This is a genomic window from Apibacter sp. ESL0404 (genome assembly GCF_019469245.1).
Classification (GTDB): domain Bacteria; phylum Bacteroidota; class Bacteroidia; order Flavobacteriales; family Weeksellaceae; genus Apibacter.
Genome location: NZ_CP048267.1, coordinates 414,305 through 430,544, shown reverse-complemented (window position 1 = coordinate 430,544; position 16,240 = coordinate 414,305). Strand labels below are relative to the sequence as shown.

Sequence of the window (16,240 nt, the reverse complement as noted above, 5' to 3'; positions counted from 1 at the left end):
TCAATATTATAAGTTTATATTTTTATATTTAGGGAATAATGAAAACTTTTATCATATTTTTATCCTATATCTTTATTATATTGCTAAATTTATCTTCGTGCAAGGATTTTATTACACGAAAAAAGAAATCCAATGAATTAATTAATACAACAAAAGCATACCCTTCTTCAATAATTAACTATTCTAATGAAACAATCCAATTAACTCATAAAGAGATTTTTAAGCTAATAAAAGAAAAAAATAATAAATCTTTGGCCAACATTTATTTTCAAATGGGTCATTATTATTTAAATAAAAATAAAAGTGATAGTGCATTTTATTATTTTAATCATGCAAAAGAAGCCTATTTACTTGATAATAATAATGTCTTTATCGGTAAAAGTTTAATCGACATGGCCATCATCCAAGCAAATGAAGGAGATTACATAGGAAGTGAAGAGACCGCTGTTGAAGCATTACGATATATTAAAAAATCTCAACATAATGCTTCCTTATCTGCTGTATATAATTGTTTAGCCATATCTAAAACAGAACAAAAAGATTATGATCAAGCAATAATTTATTATAATTTGGCTTTAAAATTTTCAACTAACAAGATATCTGTTATTAACATAAAAAATAATGGTGCTGTAGTTAATATTAAAGCCGGAAATTATGACAATGCCATTAAAATTTTAACCAAATTAAGCAACGATCCTTTTTTAAATAATCTCCCTATTCAAAAAGCACGAATAACTGATAACTTAGCTTATGCAAAATGGTTATATGATCCAAACTATAAGGCAGATAAAATTTTATATCAAGCCCTAAAAATGAGGGAAAAGGCTTCTGATTCCATTGGGCAAATTGCCAATCATTATCATTTATCGGAATACTATGAAAAAATAAGCTTTAAAAAAGCTATTTTCCATGCAATTAAAATGTATGATATTGCCTCAAAATTAGGAAATATAGATGATCAACTAGCAGCGATGCAAAAAATTATTCTTTTAGATACTCCTTCTACACGTGAAAAAAATTATTTTAATTCCTATATTAGATTAAATGATGAAATAAATTTGAAAAGAATTAAAGCAAAAAATCAATTTGCTTTAATTCGTTATGAAGTTGAGAGAAACAAAGAAGAAAACGCTTTATTAAAGGCAGATAATGCCCAGAAAAACTATTTACTTTTAAAGCAAAAAGTGATGTTTGGTTCTGTTATATGTCTTACAATTTTAATCTTAATATTATTAATATTCTGGTATCAAAGAAGAAAGGCTAAATTTAGACAAGAAAAAATTGAGGAAGTTCATCGAACCAAATTAAAATATTCAAAAAAAATTCACGATGAGGTTGCTAATAGCATTTACTTTTTGATGGTTCAACTAGAAAATAATTCAGATGCAAAACCAACAAAAATAATTGATGAATTAGAACTTTTATATCATAAATCAAGAGATATTTCTCATGATGAAGAATTTAAAATTGATTTGAAAGAAGAGTTTTCTATTACTTTACGAAATTTGATAAAACCATATGGAGCTAAAAATACTCGCATTATTCTGATTGGCAACGAACCCCATATTTGGGAAAATATTTCAAACAATAAAAAGGAAGATATATATTATATACTTAAAGAATTAATGACTAATATGAAAAAACACAGTAAAGCTGATATTGTTACGTTAAAATTTAAAAAAGAATATTCAACCATTTCTATAGAATATTCAGACAATGGCGTTGGCTTAGCTGGTTCTAATGGTGGAAATTTTAAAGACTTAAAGAACATAAAAGATAGATTGGATCCTACACAAGGGTGTTACTTTATTGATAAAGGAAAATTGACAGGTTACTCAATAAAAATTATTTACTCAATCTAATTTATATTAATGTTTAAAAAAATACTTATTACAGAAGATTTTGACAGTTATAACATTGGCATTAAAAAAACTGTTGAAGAATTAAAAATTCCTATTATTGACCAAGCTTTTTATTGCGATGACGCTTTGCTTAAAATCAAAAGAGCAATTATAGATCATGATCCTTACGATTTGTTAATAACTGATTTATCTTTTGCTTCTGATTATAGAGAACAAAAATTGGAAGGGGGTGAAGATTTAATACTTACCATTAAAAATGAACAACCTGAACTTAAAATTATAGTTTTTTCGATTGAAAATAGATTTCATAAAATTAAATCTATGTTCGATAGATATAAAATAAACGGATATGTGACTAAGGGAAGAAATGACGCAAAAGAATTGCAAAAAGCAATAGTGTCGGTATTCCAAAATGAATCTTATATCTCTAATGATAACTATAAAACAACTCAAAACAATTTATATGAATTAACGGAATATGATATCAATTTATTAAAATTACTTTCTCAAGGATATACCCAGAAAGAGGTTGAACAGAATTTAAAAGAAAATCAAATAGTGCCTAATAGTGAAAGTTCGATTGAAAAAAGGCTCGCTTTACTTAGAGCATCTTTTAATGCAAAAGATACTAAACAATTATTAAGCTTAACAATTGAATTAGGCATTATTTAAAAAGATTTTTTTGAATTACGGATATCCTTAAAATTTTTAAACTTACTAAACATATATTTGCTACTGATTTCATACTTAAATAGATAAAAATATAATGTTTAAGCAAATTGATTTATTTATATCTTTTTTATATCTCTAATTTAAATATAAAAATTATTTAGAGGATTTATTAGTTAGTTAAAAAAACATGGTTAATAAAAATTAACCATGTTTTTATGTAATTTAACATTAATTATATATATGTTTTAACTTAATTTTAAATTAAAAAGTAAATGTAGAATAAAATTATTCCCTGATATGAATATTTATTTTTATTTAAAAATATTAAATTCTTTAAAAGGAATTTTTAATTGAAAATTTTTAGGAATATCATTTCCTAAATCCGATTCCGAATTTTTAATGCTTACCCCTATTAATCTAATTTTCTTATCCAAGTCAAGTGAATAGAGTAATTCCAGAGCAATTTTATAGAGTTGAGGAAAATCCGTTATAAAACTCGTTATAGTTTTACTTCGCGAAATTATTTTAAAATCAGAGAATTTTATCTTTAAAGTTATGGTACGGCCTTTAAAAGAATTTTTATTCATTCTATGGATTACATCTCTACAGATAGTTTCTAATTCCGCATACAATCGAGGTAAAGAATTTGTATCTTCCATAAATGTATTTTCTGAACCTACTGATTTTCGTATCCTATTGGGATTAACTTCCCGATTATCGATTGCTCTCGCATTTAAATAGTATAAACTCCCGTGTTTACCAAATAGCTTTATAAGATCATCTTCAGATTTTTTTTTCAAATCTAAACCTGTATTAATTCCTATTTGATGCATTTTTTCCGCAGTTTTTTTTCCTATTCCGAAAAAATCTTCAATTTTAAGGTTTTCTACAAATTTTTCTGCTTTTTGAGGAGTAATAATAAATAAGCCATCGGGCTTATTATAATCTGAAGCTATTTTTGCAAGGAATTTATTGAAGGATACACCTGCTGAAGCTGTCAATCCGGTTTCTTTAAAAATTTTATTTTTGATTTCTTTTGCAATATCCCTGGCAAAATCCATATTTTTAAGATTATGGGTTACATCTAAAAATGCTTCATCTAACGATAAGGGTTCTACTAAATCCGTATATTGAAAAAAAATGTCTCTAATTTGTTTTGAAACAGAACGATAAATTTCAAAACGGGCGGAAGTAAAAATCAGGCCGGGACATCGTTGAATTGCCTGTTTGGAGGACATTGCTGAACGAACGCCAAATTTTCTGGCTTCATAACTGGCTGCAGCAACTACTCCTCTTTCTCCTGCAAATCCAACGGCCAAAGGTTTTCCTCTAAATTCCTCATGATCTCTTTGCTCGATTGAAGCATAGAATGCATCCATATCTATATGAATTATCTTACGCACAATGACAAAGTTACAAAAGGGGTTAATTTAAAATCAACAAAAATATTATTTTTGTGTAAACTTTATAAAGTAAACTCTATTTTTAACAACAGATTTTATATTATCCTTTTTAAATAAATTTCAAATATGTTAATCAAAAAATAATTGAATTTACCTATGATTTATTTCTTAAGAATTATAATTTAATCTTTATAATACTGATTTTATGGGTAATTCACTTTAATAATAGTTGTATTTTTTTTTAACATTTCTTAATGCAAAGTATAGTAGTATTCGTTTTGTTTAAATTATACTATTATTTAAAAAGTTAAATTATTAAAATCTATTAAATAATTGTATCTTTATCATTTAAGATTTTTTATTAAAATCATTTAAAAAAAATTATTCATTACATAAAAAATAATGATATCATATTTCTGTATTTTTCAAATAAAAATAAAGTTACCAAAAAAATGTAACCATTTTATAATAAAAAAGTTATAATATATTTTATAAAATAAAATGGCATGATTTATGACAAAATTATTTTTTAAAATTTTTTAAAAAATTTTAGCTATTCATATATGAAATTATATTGTTTTACCGTCATATTACTTATTAGTTTACTAAGTTGTAAGAAAGAAGATAGCAAAAAAATAAATGCTTTACCTGAAAAAAATGTTACTAATGTAACTTCTATTTCAGACACAACCGGCACACATCATAATAATTCAAAAAAAGATACTACTATACATCACGGTAAAAAAGATTCTTTAATTAAACCTGTTAACCAAAAAAATAAACATTCTTATAAATCAGATAGTGTTGTTAAGAAAAATAAAGATCAAGATAAATATACCGAAACAAGATATAATCATAAAGGAATCGTAAAAGATTCCTCAGATAAATACTATATTTATCTATCCTTAGATGATGGTCCTCAGTTACCGGGTACGCATAATTGTAAAAGTATTTTGGAAAAGTACAATGTTAGAGCTACTTTTTTCATGGTAGGTGTTCACAATACGGGAATAGTAAGAGAAGAGTTAGTGGATTCCATAAACAATAATCCATTATTTATCGTTTGCAATCATAGTGATACCCATGCAAATAATAAATATAGTTTATTTTATAAGAATGCTAAAAGTGCTCTACAGGATTTTTTACGGGCTGAAGGTAAATTAAATCTTAAACATAAAATAGCCCGACTTCCCGGCAGAAATACTTGGGCGTTAAATCATCAGATTAAAGGTGAAACTTCTGCGTTCAATGTTGCTAAAAAACTCGATTCTATAGGTTATTCTGTATATGGTTGGGATTTGGAATGGAGATTTGTTCATAGTAACATTCCGGTTGAAAGTGCAACTGAAATGATAAAAAAAGTTAAATATACTTTGAATAACGGTAAAACACATAGTCCTAATTCCATAGTAATTCTAGTTCATGACAGAATGTTTGATAAACCGCAATATGCTGATTCTTTACAGAAATTTATTTCTGCATTGAAAAGCGATAAACATTACATATTTGAAACTCTTGATAAATACCCTATTTTATCTTTAGAAAAAAATTGATTATACTTTTTCGATAAGTTTTTTAAATAAGTATTTGTTGAAAAATTAGTAGTGGATTTAGTATTAATTGTATTTAAATTTTAAAAATTGTTTATTTTTTAGTACTAAATATTTTATAAGGATTTTTTATTTTCCGTTATATTGATTCATAGTATTATTTAAACCTGAAAAAATAAAGGATAGTATTGCATCTGTGCTAGTATCAATTCTTTCATTAAGAATCTTTTTTTCTTCTTCGTTCCACTCCCCTAAAACATATTCAATTTGTTTACCTTTTACATAGTTATTACCGATTCCAAAACGAAATCGCGGGTATTGTTGCGTTTGTAACTTTTCTTCGATACTTTTCAACCCATTATGACCCGCACTGCTTCCTTTGGATTTTATACGAATAGTACCAAAGGGTAGGCTTAAATCATCACAAATAATTAAGCAATTCTGAAGCTTTATTTTTTCTTTTGTAACCCAATAGTTAACTGAATTACCGCTTAAATTCATATAAGTATCGGGCTTTAGAATAAAAGTTTTTCTCCCTTTATATGAAGTTTCACAAACTTGACCGAAATTTTGTGCTTTAAAACTACCTCCAAGTTTTTCAACTAATCTATCAACCAGTAAAAAACCTATATTATGCCGTGTATTGCTATATTTTTCTCCTATATTCCCTAAGCCTACTATCAGGTATTTATTCATAAAATTTCGATTTTTGTCGTACTACTCTATAAGAAAAAATCAGTATTTTTTCTTATAGTATTTTTTTATTCTTAAAAGTTCAAAAGGAAGTTTTAAGGAATAAGAAAATTTAACTTTGGAATCTCCCACATCTCTCCAGGCTTCTAAAGGAATTTCTTTTGCTCTTTTTTCAACATTTTCTTTACCAACTATATTCATGAATTTAAAGAAAATTTCAATATCAAAACTCCAATTAGATATAAATGGATCAGCAAATATCTTTTTAGCTATTTCTTGAGAAAATGCTTTGGCTCCACATTGAGTATCATAAACCGGTAAATCTAACATGGTACTGGATAAGGTAGCAAAAATTCTTCCAATTAAATGACGATGCAATTTTCTTTTTATTTGCGAACCGATTCTTCTGACTCTTGATCCGAATACAAAAATAATATTTTCGTTCATGTATGAACATATACGACTATATTCTTCAACAGAAGTAGCTAAATCGGCATCTAAATATCCTAAAATATCAAAATTTTTCCACGTAAAAGCTTCATTGATCCCGGTAAAAATTGCTGCTGCTTTCCCTGCATTTTGCTTTTTATCCACAACCAAAACTTTATCAGGAAATTTTTGATACAATTCATTTAATATTTTTAAAGTTTGATCTGAACTGCCATCATTTACAAAACAGAAAGAAAGATTATTTTCTTCTGCTAAACTTTTTTCAAATTCTTTGACAGGCAACCTGAATTCTTCATTATAACAAGGAACAACTACACAATTAGTTTTCATGATTTATACTATTATATATTATTTATTTAATTATGATCGCTTTTTTATTAAAATATTCAGCCATAGATGCATTATAAAAATGCTTGGGATCAGGGCTTAAATCTGTATGATATATAATTCGTGGTTTTGTTTGTATTGGAGATAAAAATATTGTATCTTCTTTAGATTTTTGAATAATTTTGTATCTTTTTTGAACTTCCTCTTTATATTTTTGAGCTTTACCATTAATGATATCATCGTATGAATAATAAATATTATTGGTTAAATTATAAATATCACGATCTCTAATGGCAAAAGTATAACCTAAAATTAAAATTAGCAAAGAAATATTTAGTAAAAACTTTGGCACATAAACTTTATTGATAAAAGGTTCTCTAATTAATTTACAACATAAAATCATTAAAATTATCAAAACACTCAAAAAGATGACGTTAACTGTTCGTAAAGGTGGATTACTCCCTAAAGTATATATACTTGGAAAGCATCCGATAAATATGACAAGTAAAAATAAAAGTATATAAAAATAATAAGGAAGAGAAAGTAAATGTAACTTCATTTTTAGTAATGGTTTTCTAATGCTGTAGAGTGTCAAAAATATAATTATGAATGAAAGAATTGCATATCTAATAATTATGACAATTGTTTTACTAAAAGATCTTAAAATAATTTCCGAAAAGGAATAAGGATTATATATGGAATGAGAACGCCTGTAATTTCCCGGCGCGATTAGTATAAAAATCGTTAACAGGACAGTCCAAAGTAATAGATAAAAATATATATTGAATATTTTTTTAGTTTTAAAAAAATTATAAGCAAACAATAAGAAATTAAGGATCAGCAAATAAATCATTGATATTTCATTACAGCCTATAATTAGAAATATCAACAAATAGAGAGATACATTTCTTAATTTTAATTTTACGTTACTCTTAGCACAAAATCCTATATAAAATAGAAATAAGATGTTGCCCAAATGATAGGTAGCAGAACCGGAAAGCCAATAAAAGGCTGAATTTATTTCGGGTAATTGAAATATATATATAAATGATAGTGTAGAGGCAAGAGTAATCGACAAAATTTTATCTTTTACCAGCTGATAAAACATAAAATAGGAGGCAAAAATAAATAAAACTATCATTAAAAATGAAATAATTTTATATCCCAAAAAACTCCCCCAATGGATAGGGTTTGTAATTAAAACTGCTGTTGCGGTATATCTGCTTCCCCAATGCATATATTCGTTATATTCTATACCCCAAAAAGTATCTTTACCTAATTTTATAGCATAGTTATAATCATCCGTCGAAGGTTCATTATAAAAAGAAAGATATAACAAAGGAAGGGTTGCAATAAATAACAATAGGATAATGAGTTTATCAAAAATAATTACAGTGCGAGATTGATTCATATATTATGTATAAAACAATAATGAATAATAAATGCTAAGATACATTTTTTTTATACGATTCCCGTTTATTGATCGATAAATGTATTTATTCTTTCCAAAAAATACAGTATATCGTCTATTTTCAATATCTTGTCTTTTCTTAAATAAAGCTGTAAATTATCATGTACGTTTTTTTGTTTTAATGAAGCATCAAAAGGATTATTTTGTAAATATTCCAGAACTTTCTTAAAAGTATCTGATTGATAATATTTAGATTGAGCATTGATTGGAAAATAGGCCAACAAAACATTATTTTTAATTAATAATTTTTCAAATCCTATATATTTGGAAATCCATTTTAACTTAACACTCTTTAATAAATCTTGAGTTTGATCAGGTAATTTCCCAAAACGATCTATAAGCTCGTTTTTAAAATTGGTAAGTTCTTCTTCATTAGTAATTTCAGATAATTTTTGATAAAGTGAAAATCGTTCTTCTACCTTGTTTACATATTGATCGGGTATTAATAATTCAAAATCGGTATCAATTTGTACATCTGTAATAAATTCCTTCTTTTCGTTTTCTTCAACAAACAAATCTGAAAATTCATCTTCTTTTAATTCTTCTATAGCTTCATTTAAAATTTGTTGGTAAGCTTCAAATCCGATTTCTGCAAAAAAACCGCTTTGCTCAGCACCTAACAAATCACCGGCTCCTCGTATCTCTAAATCTTTCATGGCTATATTAAACCCGGAACCCAGATCTGAAAATTGTTCTATTGCTTGTAAACGCTTTTTGGCTTCTGATGTGATAACGTCTAAAGGCGGAGTGATGAGATAACAAAATGCTTTTCGATTGGATCTTCCTACCCGCCCCCTCATTTGATGTAAATCTGCTAAACCGAATCTTTGAGCATCATTAATAAAAATAGTATTTGCATTTGGAACATCTAAACCGGATTCAATAATTGTTGTTGAAATTAAGACATCGTAATTCCCCTCCATAAAGTCAATCATAATTTTCTCAAGTTTCTTCCCCTCCATTTGGCCATGTCCAATAGCCACTCGGGCCATAGGCACCAAGCGTTTAATCATCCCTGCGAGTACATCCAAATTTTCAATTCTATTATTGATAAATAATACTTGTCCTTCTCTGTTTAATTCATAAATGATGGCATCCCGGATTTGTTCTTCATTAAAACCAATAAGTTGAGTCTGAACGGGCTGCCTATTGGGAGGCGGAGTCTTAATAACAGACATATCGCGAGCCGCCATTAAAGAAAATTGTAAAGTTCTGGGGATTGGAGTGGCGGTTAACGTTAACGTATCTACCGTTGTTTTTAATGTCTTTAATTTATCTTTTACGGATACTCCAAATTTATGCTCTTCGTCAATAATTAATAAGCCTAAATCTTTAAAAACGATATCTTTACCGATAAGTTGATGAGTCCCTATAATAATATCAATTTTTCCATCGGCAAGAGATTTGATTATTTCTTTTTTTTGTCCGGCAGTTTTAAATCGATTTAAATATTCAATACGTACAGGAAAATCTTTTAGTCTGGACATAAAAGTTTTATAGTGTTGCAAAGCCAATATGGTGGTCGGAACCATAATAGCGCTCTGTTTTCCATCTGTAGCCGCTTTAAAAGCTGCCCTTATGGCAATTTCCGTTTTACCAAATCCTACATCTCCACAAATAAGCCTATCCATAGCAATAGGTTTTTCCATGTCGCTTTTAACGTCTTGGGTAGCTTTTTCTTGATCCGGAGTATCTTCATACATAAAAGAGGCTTCCAGTTCATTTTGTAAATATCCGTCGGGTGAAAAAGAAAATCCTTTTTTAGTTTTCCTGTCGGCATAAAGTTTTATGAGGTCAAAAGCAACTTCCTTAACTTTTCTTTTTGCCTTATTCTTAAGGTTTTTCCACGCTGCCGATCCCAATTGGTTAAGAGTAACTTCTGCGCCTTCTTTTCCTGAAAATTTTGAGATTTTATGCAAGGAATGGATATTTACATATAAGATGTCATTATTTTTATATACCAGTTTGATGGTTTCTTGTAACTTATCATCATTTTTAATTTTCACCAATCCCATAAATTTACCGATCCCGTGATCAATATGGGTTACATAATCTCCCACTTTCAAGTCTGTTAACTCTTTAAGTGTTAAGGATTCCGACTTAGAAAATGAATTTCGTAAATTATATCGGTGATATCTTTCGAAAATTTGATGATCTGTATAGATAAGAAATTTAGCATTATGATCTATAAATCCTCTACTTACATTTGCATGAAAACCTATAAAAGGAACTTCTTTTTCAATTTCTGAAAAAATATCTTGTAATCTGCTTTCCTGTTTTTCTGATTGAAACGCAATGTAATTCTTATAATGTGATTTTTCTTTTTCAAGCAAATCTTGCCCTAACAAATCAAATTGTTTATGAAAACTCGGTTGCTCTGTTTGATCCAGCCGTACTGTTTTAAATTCATTAAAATAAGGGATTGAGGAGAATTCAATAAATGAATTCTGAACTATTTTAGAAATAAGCTTATGGGATTGTATATAAAGCTCTTTAGGCTCACTGCGTTTTATATTTTGCGATAAGGTAGCATAAACCTCTTCTGCTTTTGAAAATTTTTTTTCAATATTAGCTAAAGTCAAAGAAAAATCTTTACTTATAAATATAGTGTCCGAAGGCAGGTAATCTAAAAATGAAACTTTCATAGTTTCTCTGTGTGAATGATCTATATTGGGAACAATCATAAATTCATCAACCTTTTCTTCGGAAAGTTGAGTATCAATATTAAATTTACGTATAGTTTCCACTTCGTTACCAAAAAAACCTATACGGTAGGGTTTTTCATCAGAATATGAGAAAACATCTACAATCCCTCCTCTTACAGAAAATTCACCGGGTTGAGTTACAAAATCGGTTCGTTTAAAATGAAAACTGAAAAGCGTTTCATTAAGGAAATCTGCATCAATTTTTTCACCTGTTTTTATTTTAAAACTAATCGAATGTAATTCAGATTTAGTAATTATTTTTTCAGATAAAGCATCAGCATAAGTAATAATAATTTTGGGATTTTGCATTTGCGTGATGCTGTTAATCACTTCCGTTCGTAAAACCACATTTGCGTTTTGGACTTCCTCAATCTGATAAGGAGTTAAATGTGAGGTAGGATAAAACAAAACTGTATCTTTCCCGAACATATCTTCAATTTCATTCAAAGCATACGCTGCTTCTTCTTTATCGGAAAAGAGTAACAATACCGTTTTTTTCAAAGAATTATATAAATAACTGCTGTAAATGTTAAGGTACGATCCTGCCGCACCTAATACAGATAGTTTTATGATACTTTTTTCTTCTAAAAATATGGATACTTCCGAATCTAAAATACTCTTTTTTAAAAGCGGAAAAATTGAGTGTATAATGGAATTTGTTTTCAAAACAAAGTAAAGGTACGAATTTTGTTACTAATTTATTTAATCAATTATTTAACCAATCAACATATAATTTTTATATTTTATTTTTTATATTTAATTAATTAAAAATTTAATTTGAATATAAGATAGAAAATAGTAATATTAATCCACGCTCATAAAAATATTGAATGTTTAAATAAATTGATAAAATCATTAGTTTATGATAATTTTGTTATCTATGTCAACTTAGATAAAAAATCCGGCAATTAATCCACAACAAATTGATTCTAGCGCTATTTTAGAAAAAAAAAGAGTAAACGTAACTTGGGGAGAATATTCCATAGTCGATCAAACTTTACATTCACTTCAACAAATTGTGGACGAACAAGAAGATTTTTCTCATGTTCTACTAATTTCCGGTCAAGATTATCCAATAAAAAGCAATCAATATATTGATGATTTTTTTAAAAAATATAAGGAGATTAGTTTTATTGAGTGCTTGTTAATTACTGAAAACAATAAATATAAACCTTATATATGGAGATATGATCGAAGGCATTATCCCGCGAATCGAATTTTAGAAAGAAAAATCCATACGGCATATAAACTAGCTTATAAATTTATTACGGGAAAAGAATATAAAATCAAAATAATTCACCATCTTACGCCCTACTGGGGTAGTCAATGGTGGAATCTATCCAAAGAAGTAGTATATTATTCACTTAAATTTGCAAAAAACAAAAAAATAACTACTTTTTTTACTACAACCTGGTGTTCAGATGAGGTTTTCTTTCAAGTTTTATTAAAGAATTAAAATTTGAAATTTAAAATTATTAATAAGAATTTAGTATATTAATTGTACCAATTGCATTAATAGCCCGAAAGTATTAACTTGAATATGATTTTAATAAGATGATTGTCTCAATTTGCAGAAAAATTGATAAATACACATCCGATTCATTAGTTGAAAAATTAGAAAATAGAAGATAATAAATGGTTATATATTTTCCCTATATATTTTATGGTGATTTTCAAGGAATTACTATATTCCCGTTTATTTTTATACGCTATAAACATTTAAAAAAGAATAAAATATTAATCAATCACGAAAGAATACACCTAAGACAGCAACTTGAAATGCTTTGGGTCTTTTTCTTTATTTTTTATATCGCTGAATTTATAGTAAATCTGGTAAAATATAAAAATGCGTCTATCGCTTACAGTGAAATCAGTTTTGAAAAGGAGGCATATGCCAATGAATTTAACTTAGAATACTTAAAAAAAAGGAAGTTTTGGGCTTTTATGAATTATATAAATTAACAAATATAAATACGTAAAAAGCAGATCCAATTAAATTGAATCTGCCTCTTTTTACAATTAATTTAAAAAAACTATTTATAAAGAGCAGTATAAAAGGTCGCTTTATTTAAATAGGGAACTAAAGCGATAATGTGATCTCCTTCAGTAGAAATGAAAGTTACATTACCTCCAAATTTTTTCTGTTGTTCAGAGAAATCATAAGCATTTTGATAATATACAGATACATCAGAAACTCCATGCGTCATAATAAATCTACATTTATTTACCCAAGGGGTTACGCTGTTTTCATGAAGAATATCATTCATATAAGCTAAAGAAGGGTCTGTATCAAGATCTTTGATAAATTTTTCAGTATACATTTCTTTAGGATATTGTGAAAAATATGCATTTACTTCTATATCCCAATGAGTTCCGTCGAAATAAGACAAAGAGGTTGAAGCATACGGTTCTTTAAGAAAATCTCTAATATTTATATTAGGATACGCATTTTGTTTATACCCCCACAAACCATATGTTAAGAAATAAGTATGTTGAGTTTTTTCTGAATTTCTAACAATATCCGCAATTTGTTTTAAATTACATGGAGTTCCTCCGGTTAACAATAAATTAACAGAAAGCCCAAGTGAAGGGGTAGTTTCAATTTTGCGCCCTATGGATGCTGCTACGAAACCACCTAAAGAATAACCGGTAACGATTAAATCTGTTTTATATCTATATCCTTCTCCCGAAAGTGTAAGTTTAGCCGCATTCAATAAATCCAGTGTTGAATTAACCATTGATTTTGAATCTAAATAGGGATGCTGACATTGTCTGTAAGATTCACCGAATCCAGGATAATCAGGAACAAATATTATAAATCCGTTACTTGCATGAAGAGTCCAATAAGCTAAGAAATCATTATCAGGTAAATTCACATCTTTAAATAAATTGGATGGAGCCGTTTTATTATTGGTATAAGTAGGTGGAGTAGCCACTATAATACGATATTTGGTTAAATCCGAAATAACAGTTCTTGGAGGAAGTAATAAAACCCCTGAAACATCTATTAAGCCTCCTAAACGATTCGGATGCGCTGTTTTAGTTGTAACTTTTATAACTTTTACACTAGGAACAATTTTAGATGTTGGTTCATTTGATGCTTTTAATTTATCTAATTGAAAACTTGAAACATCTACCCCATATTTTTGTAATTTATTTTTTAAATTTAATAAAGCACTCGAATCAAAAGTAGCTATTACTTCTGATTTTACAGGAACATCAGCTGAAGAAGCTTTAGACAAGTTCTCTACTGAACTTGAAGAAGTATCAATGAAACTATCTTCATTATTACATGATTGGATTGTAAAAGTCACTCCCAATATGAAAGCGATTAAAATCCTTGAAAAATTTTTTTTCATGATTTATGTATATTTTATTTTTTTATAAACAAAAATAATAAATTTTATCTTATAAGTTATTGTATTAAATATGATTTTTTCCCTAAAATATATACATAATAATTATTATATCTCTAGTTAATATTAAAACAAAACATTTATTTACAATTAGAGAATTTTTAAAATACTAATATCATTCCTTATATAATCAGAAAAATGCAATGCAATTATCGTTAATAGTTAACCAATCCATAATACAAAGACTTACATAAAAGTTTATTTAAAAAACATTTTATTTTATTTTATTTTTGATTTACAAAAAGATTTTTTATTAAGTTGCATTTAAGAAATCCCTACAATACTGAAACTATGGTAGCAATATAAAAAAAAACAGACCACAGATGAGGCCTGTTTTTTTTGTATATTATTAAAATGCTATTTGTAAAGCATAGTATAAAACGTTGCTTTAGTATAATAAGGTATAATACCTATAATATGATCACCTACAGTAGATATAAAGGTAACATTTCCACCCGCTTGATTCTGTTGTTTTGAAAAATCATATGCATTTTGATAATACACAGAGATGTCTGAAGTACCATGAGTCATAATAAATCTACATTTATTTTTCCATGGCTTAACACTGTTTTCATAAAGAATATCATTCATATATGAAATACTTGGATCTGTATCGAGATTTTTAATAAACTTTTCGGTATATATATCCTTTGGTCTGTTTGAAAAATATAGATTAACTATTAGTTCATAATGAGTTCCATCAAACCAAGAAAGAGATTTTGAAGCATACGGCTCTTTTAAAAAATCATTGATATTAATATACGGATATGCATTTTTTTTGTATCCCCATACACCATACGTTAGAAAAAAATGATGCTGGGTTTTTTCAGCACTTCTAACTAAATCTGTAATTTGCTTTAAATTACAAGGCGTTCCTCCTGTTAATAATAGGCTAACGGATTGGCCATGTGAAGGGTTAGTTTCTATCTCCCGAGCTAAAGATGAAGCTACAAAACCACCTAAAGAATATCCGCAGATTATTAAATCTTTTTTAAATCTATATCCTTTTTTAGTTAAAGTTCTTTGCGCTGATTTTAGAAGATCTAATGTTGAATTAACCATTGCTTTAGAATCTAAATAGGGATGTTGACATTGTTTATATGAATCTCCAAATCCGGGATAATCCGGGAAGAAAACAATAAATCCATTCAAAGCTTGCAAGGTCCAAAATGCCAAATAATTAAAATGCAAATCGTTATCCATCCACTTAAATCCTTGAAAAACATTAGATGGCGCCATTTTATTATAAGTATAAGTGGGTGGCGGAGCAACAATTATGCGGTGTTTAAAAATGGAATTAAAAATGGTTTTTGCCGGTAATAACAATACTCCTGACACATCAATAGTTCCTCCTAATCGATTGGGATGTGCGGTTTTAGTTTTTACTTTTAATATTTGAACTTCAAGTGGTGATTTTTGTGTTTTAGAAGGTTCATTTATCTTTAAATCAGAAACATGGATTCCTGATTTAATTAAATTTTCCCTTATTTCTAATAAGGTATTGTAATCTATTGTACCTAATTCTTCATATTCGCTTGATCCCCTTGATAAAGAATTAGATAATGTTTCGTCGGAGTCTACAGCGCTCGAAGATGATTCATCAAGGCTCTCCTCATTTGTACACGATTGTAGGGTTAATAGTAAACCCAATAGAGAATAAATAATAAGTCTAAAGGTAAATTTTTTCATGA

At 27.7% G+C, this 16,240-nt stretch carries 12 protein-coding genes; 5 read left to right on the top strand and 7 right to left on the bottom strand.

What is annotated here, in order from left to right:
* The first annotated feature begins 38 nt into the window (after window positions 1-38).
* Window positions 39-1,862 (top strand): hypothetical protein, encoded by a 1,824-nt coding sequence (locus GYM72_RS01775; RefSeq protein WP_220264500.1) that lies wholly within the window; start codon window positions 39-41, stop codon window positions 1,860-1,862.
* A 9-nt stretch (window positions 1,863-1,871) separates the two neighbouring features.
* Window positions 1,872-2,534, top strand: coding sequence for a response regulator transcription factor (locus tag GYM72_RS01770; protein WP_160557403.1), 663 nt, complete (start codon window positions 1,872-1,874; stop codon window positions 2,532-2,534).
* A gap of 311 nt (window positions 2,535-2,845) precedes the next feature.
* Here the strand turns inward: GYM72_RS01770 and dinB are convergent, their stop codons facing one another.
* Complete coding sequence (gene dinB / locus GYM72_RS01765; protein WP_370626044.1) at window positions 2,846-3,937, bottom strand: DNA polymerase IV; 1,092 nt, start codon at window positions 3,935-3,937, stop codon at window positions 2,846-2,848.
* Between the two features lie 563 nt (window positions 3,938-4,500).
* On the opposite strand from dinB, the gene GYM72_RS01760 reads away from it, so the two are divergent.
* A complete protein-coding gene (locus tag GYM72_RS01760) occupies window positions 4,501-5,490 on the top strand; it encodes a polysaccharide deacetylase family protein (RefSeq protein ID WP_220264499.1) in 990 nt (329 codons plus the stop codon).
* Between the two features lie 126 nt (window positions 5,491-5,616).
* Here GYM72_RS01760 and pth read toward each other — a convergent pair whose 3' ends face one another.
* The 4 genes from pth to mfd all read right to left on the bottom strand — a co-directional run bounded on the left by pth (window position 5,617) and on the right by mfd (window position 11,799).
* Window positions 5,617-6,183, bottom strand: coding sequence for an aminoacyl-tRNA hydrolase (gene pth, locus GYM72_RS01755; RefSeq protein WP_220264498.1), 567 nt, complete (start codon window positions 6,181-6,183; stop codon window positions 5,617-5,619).
* A 39-nt stretch (window positions 6,184-6,222) separates the two neighbouring features.
* Window positions 6,223-6,960, bottom strand: a complete 738-nt coding sequence (locus tag GYM72_RS01750) for a glycosyltransferase (protein ID WP_220264497.1) — start codon at window positions 6,958-6,960, stop codon at window positions 6,223-6,225.
* 22 nt (window positions 6,961-6,982) lie between these two features.
* Entirely contained in the window at window positions 6,983-8,368 is a 1,386-nt protein-coding gene (locus GYM72_RS01745; RefSeq protein ID WP_220264496.1) for a DUF6056 family protein, read from the bottom strand.
* 65 nt (window positions 8,369-8,433) lie between these two features.
* The gene (mfd, locus tag GYM72_RS01740) at window positions 8,434-11,799 is read right to left on the bottom strand and encodes a transcription-repair coupling factor (RefSeq protein ID WP_220264495.1); all 3,366 of its coding nucleotides are present in this window, start codon (window positions 11,797-11,799) and stop codon (window positions 8,434-8,436) included.
* 226 nt (window positions 11,800-12,025) lie between these two features.
* On the opposite strand from mfd, the gene GYM72_RS01735 reads away from it, so the two are divergent.
* Entirely contained in the window at window positions 12,026-12,589 is a 564-nt protein-coding gene (locus GYM72_RS01735; RefSeq protein ID WP_220264929.1) for a beta-1,6-N-acetylglucosaminyltransferase, read from the top strand.
* Between the two features lie 179 nt (window positions 12,590-12,768).
* Window positions 12,769-13,095 (top strand): hypothetical protein, encoded by a 327-nt coding sequence (locus GYM72_RS09860; protein ID WP_160562699.1) that lies wholly within the window; start codon window positions 12,769-12,771, stop codon window positions 13,093-13,095.
* 71 nt (window positions 13,096-13,166) lie between these two features.
* Here GYM72_RS09860 and GYM72_RS01730 read toward each other — a convergent pair whose 3' ends face one another.
* Together GYM72_RS01730 and GYM72_RS01725 are read right to left on the bottom strand one after the other, a co-directional pair.
* Complete coding sequence (locus GYM72_RS01730; RefSeq protein ID WP_220264494.1) at window positions 13,167-14,492, bottom strand: S9 family peptidase; 1,326 nt, start codon at window positions 14,490-14,492, stop codon at window positions 13,167-13,169.
* A gap of 414 nt (window positions 14,493-14,906) precedes the next feature.
* Complete coding sequence (locus tag GYM72_RS01725; protein ID WP_220264493.1) at window positions 14,907-16,238, bottom strand: alpha/beta hydrolase; 1,332 nt, start codon at window positions 16,236-16,238, stop codon at window positions 14,907-14,909.
* Window positions 16,239-16,240 lie beyond the last annotated feature (2 nt).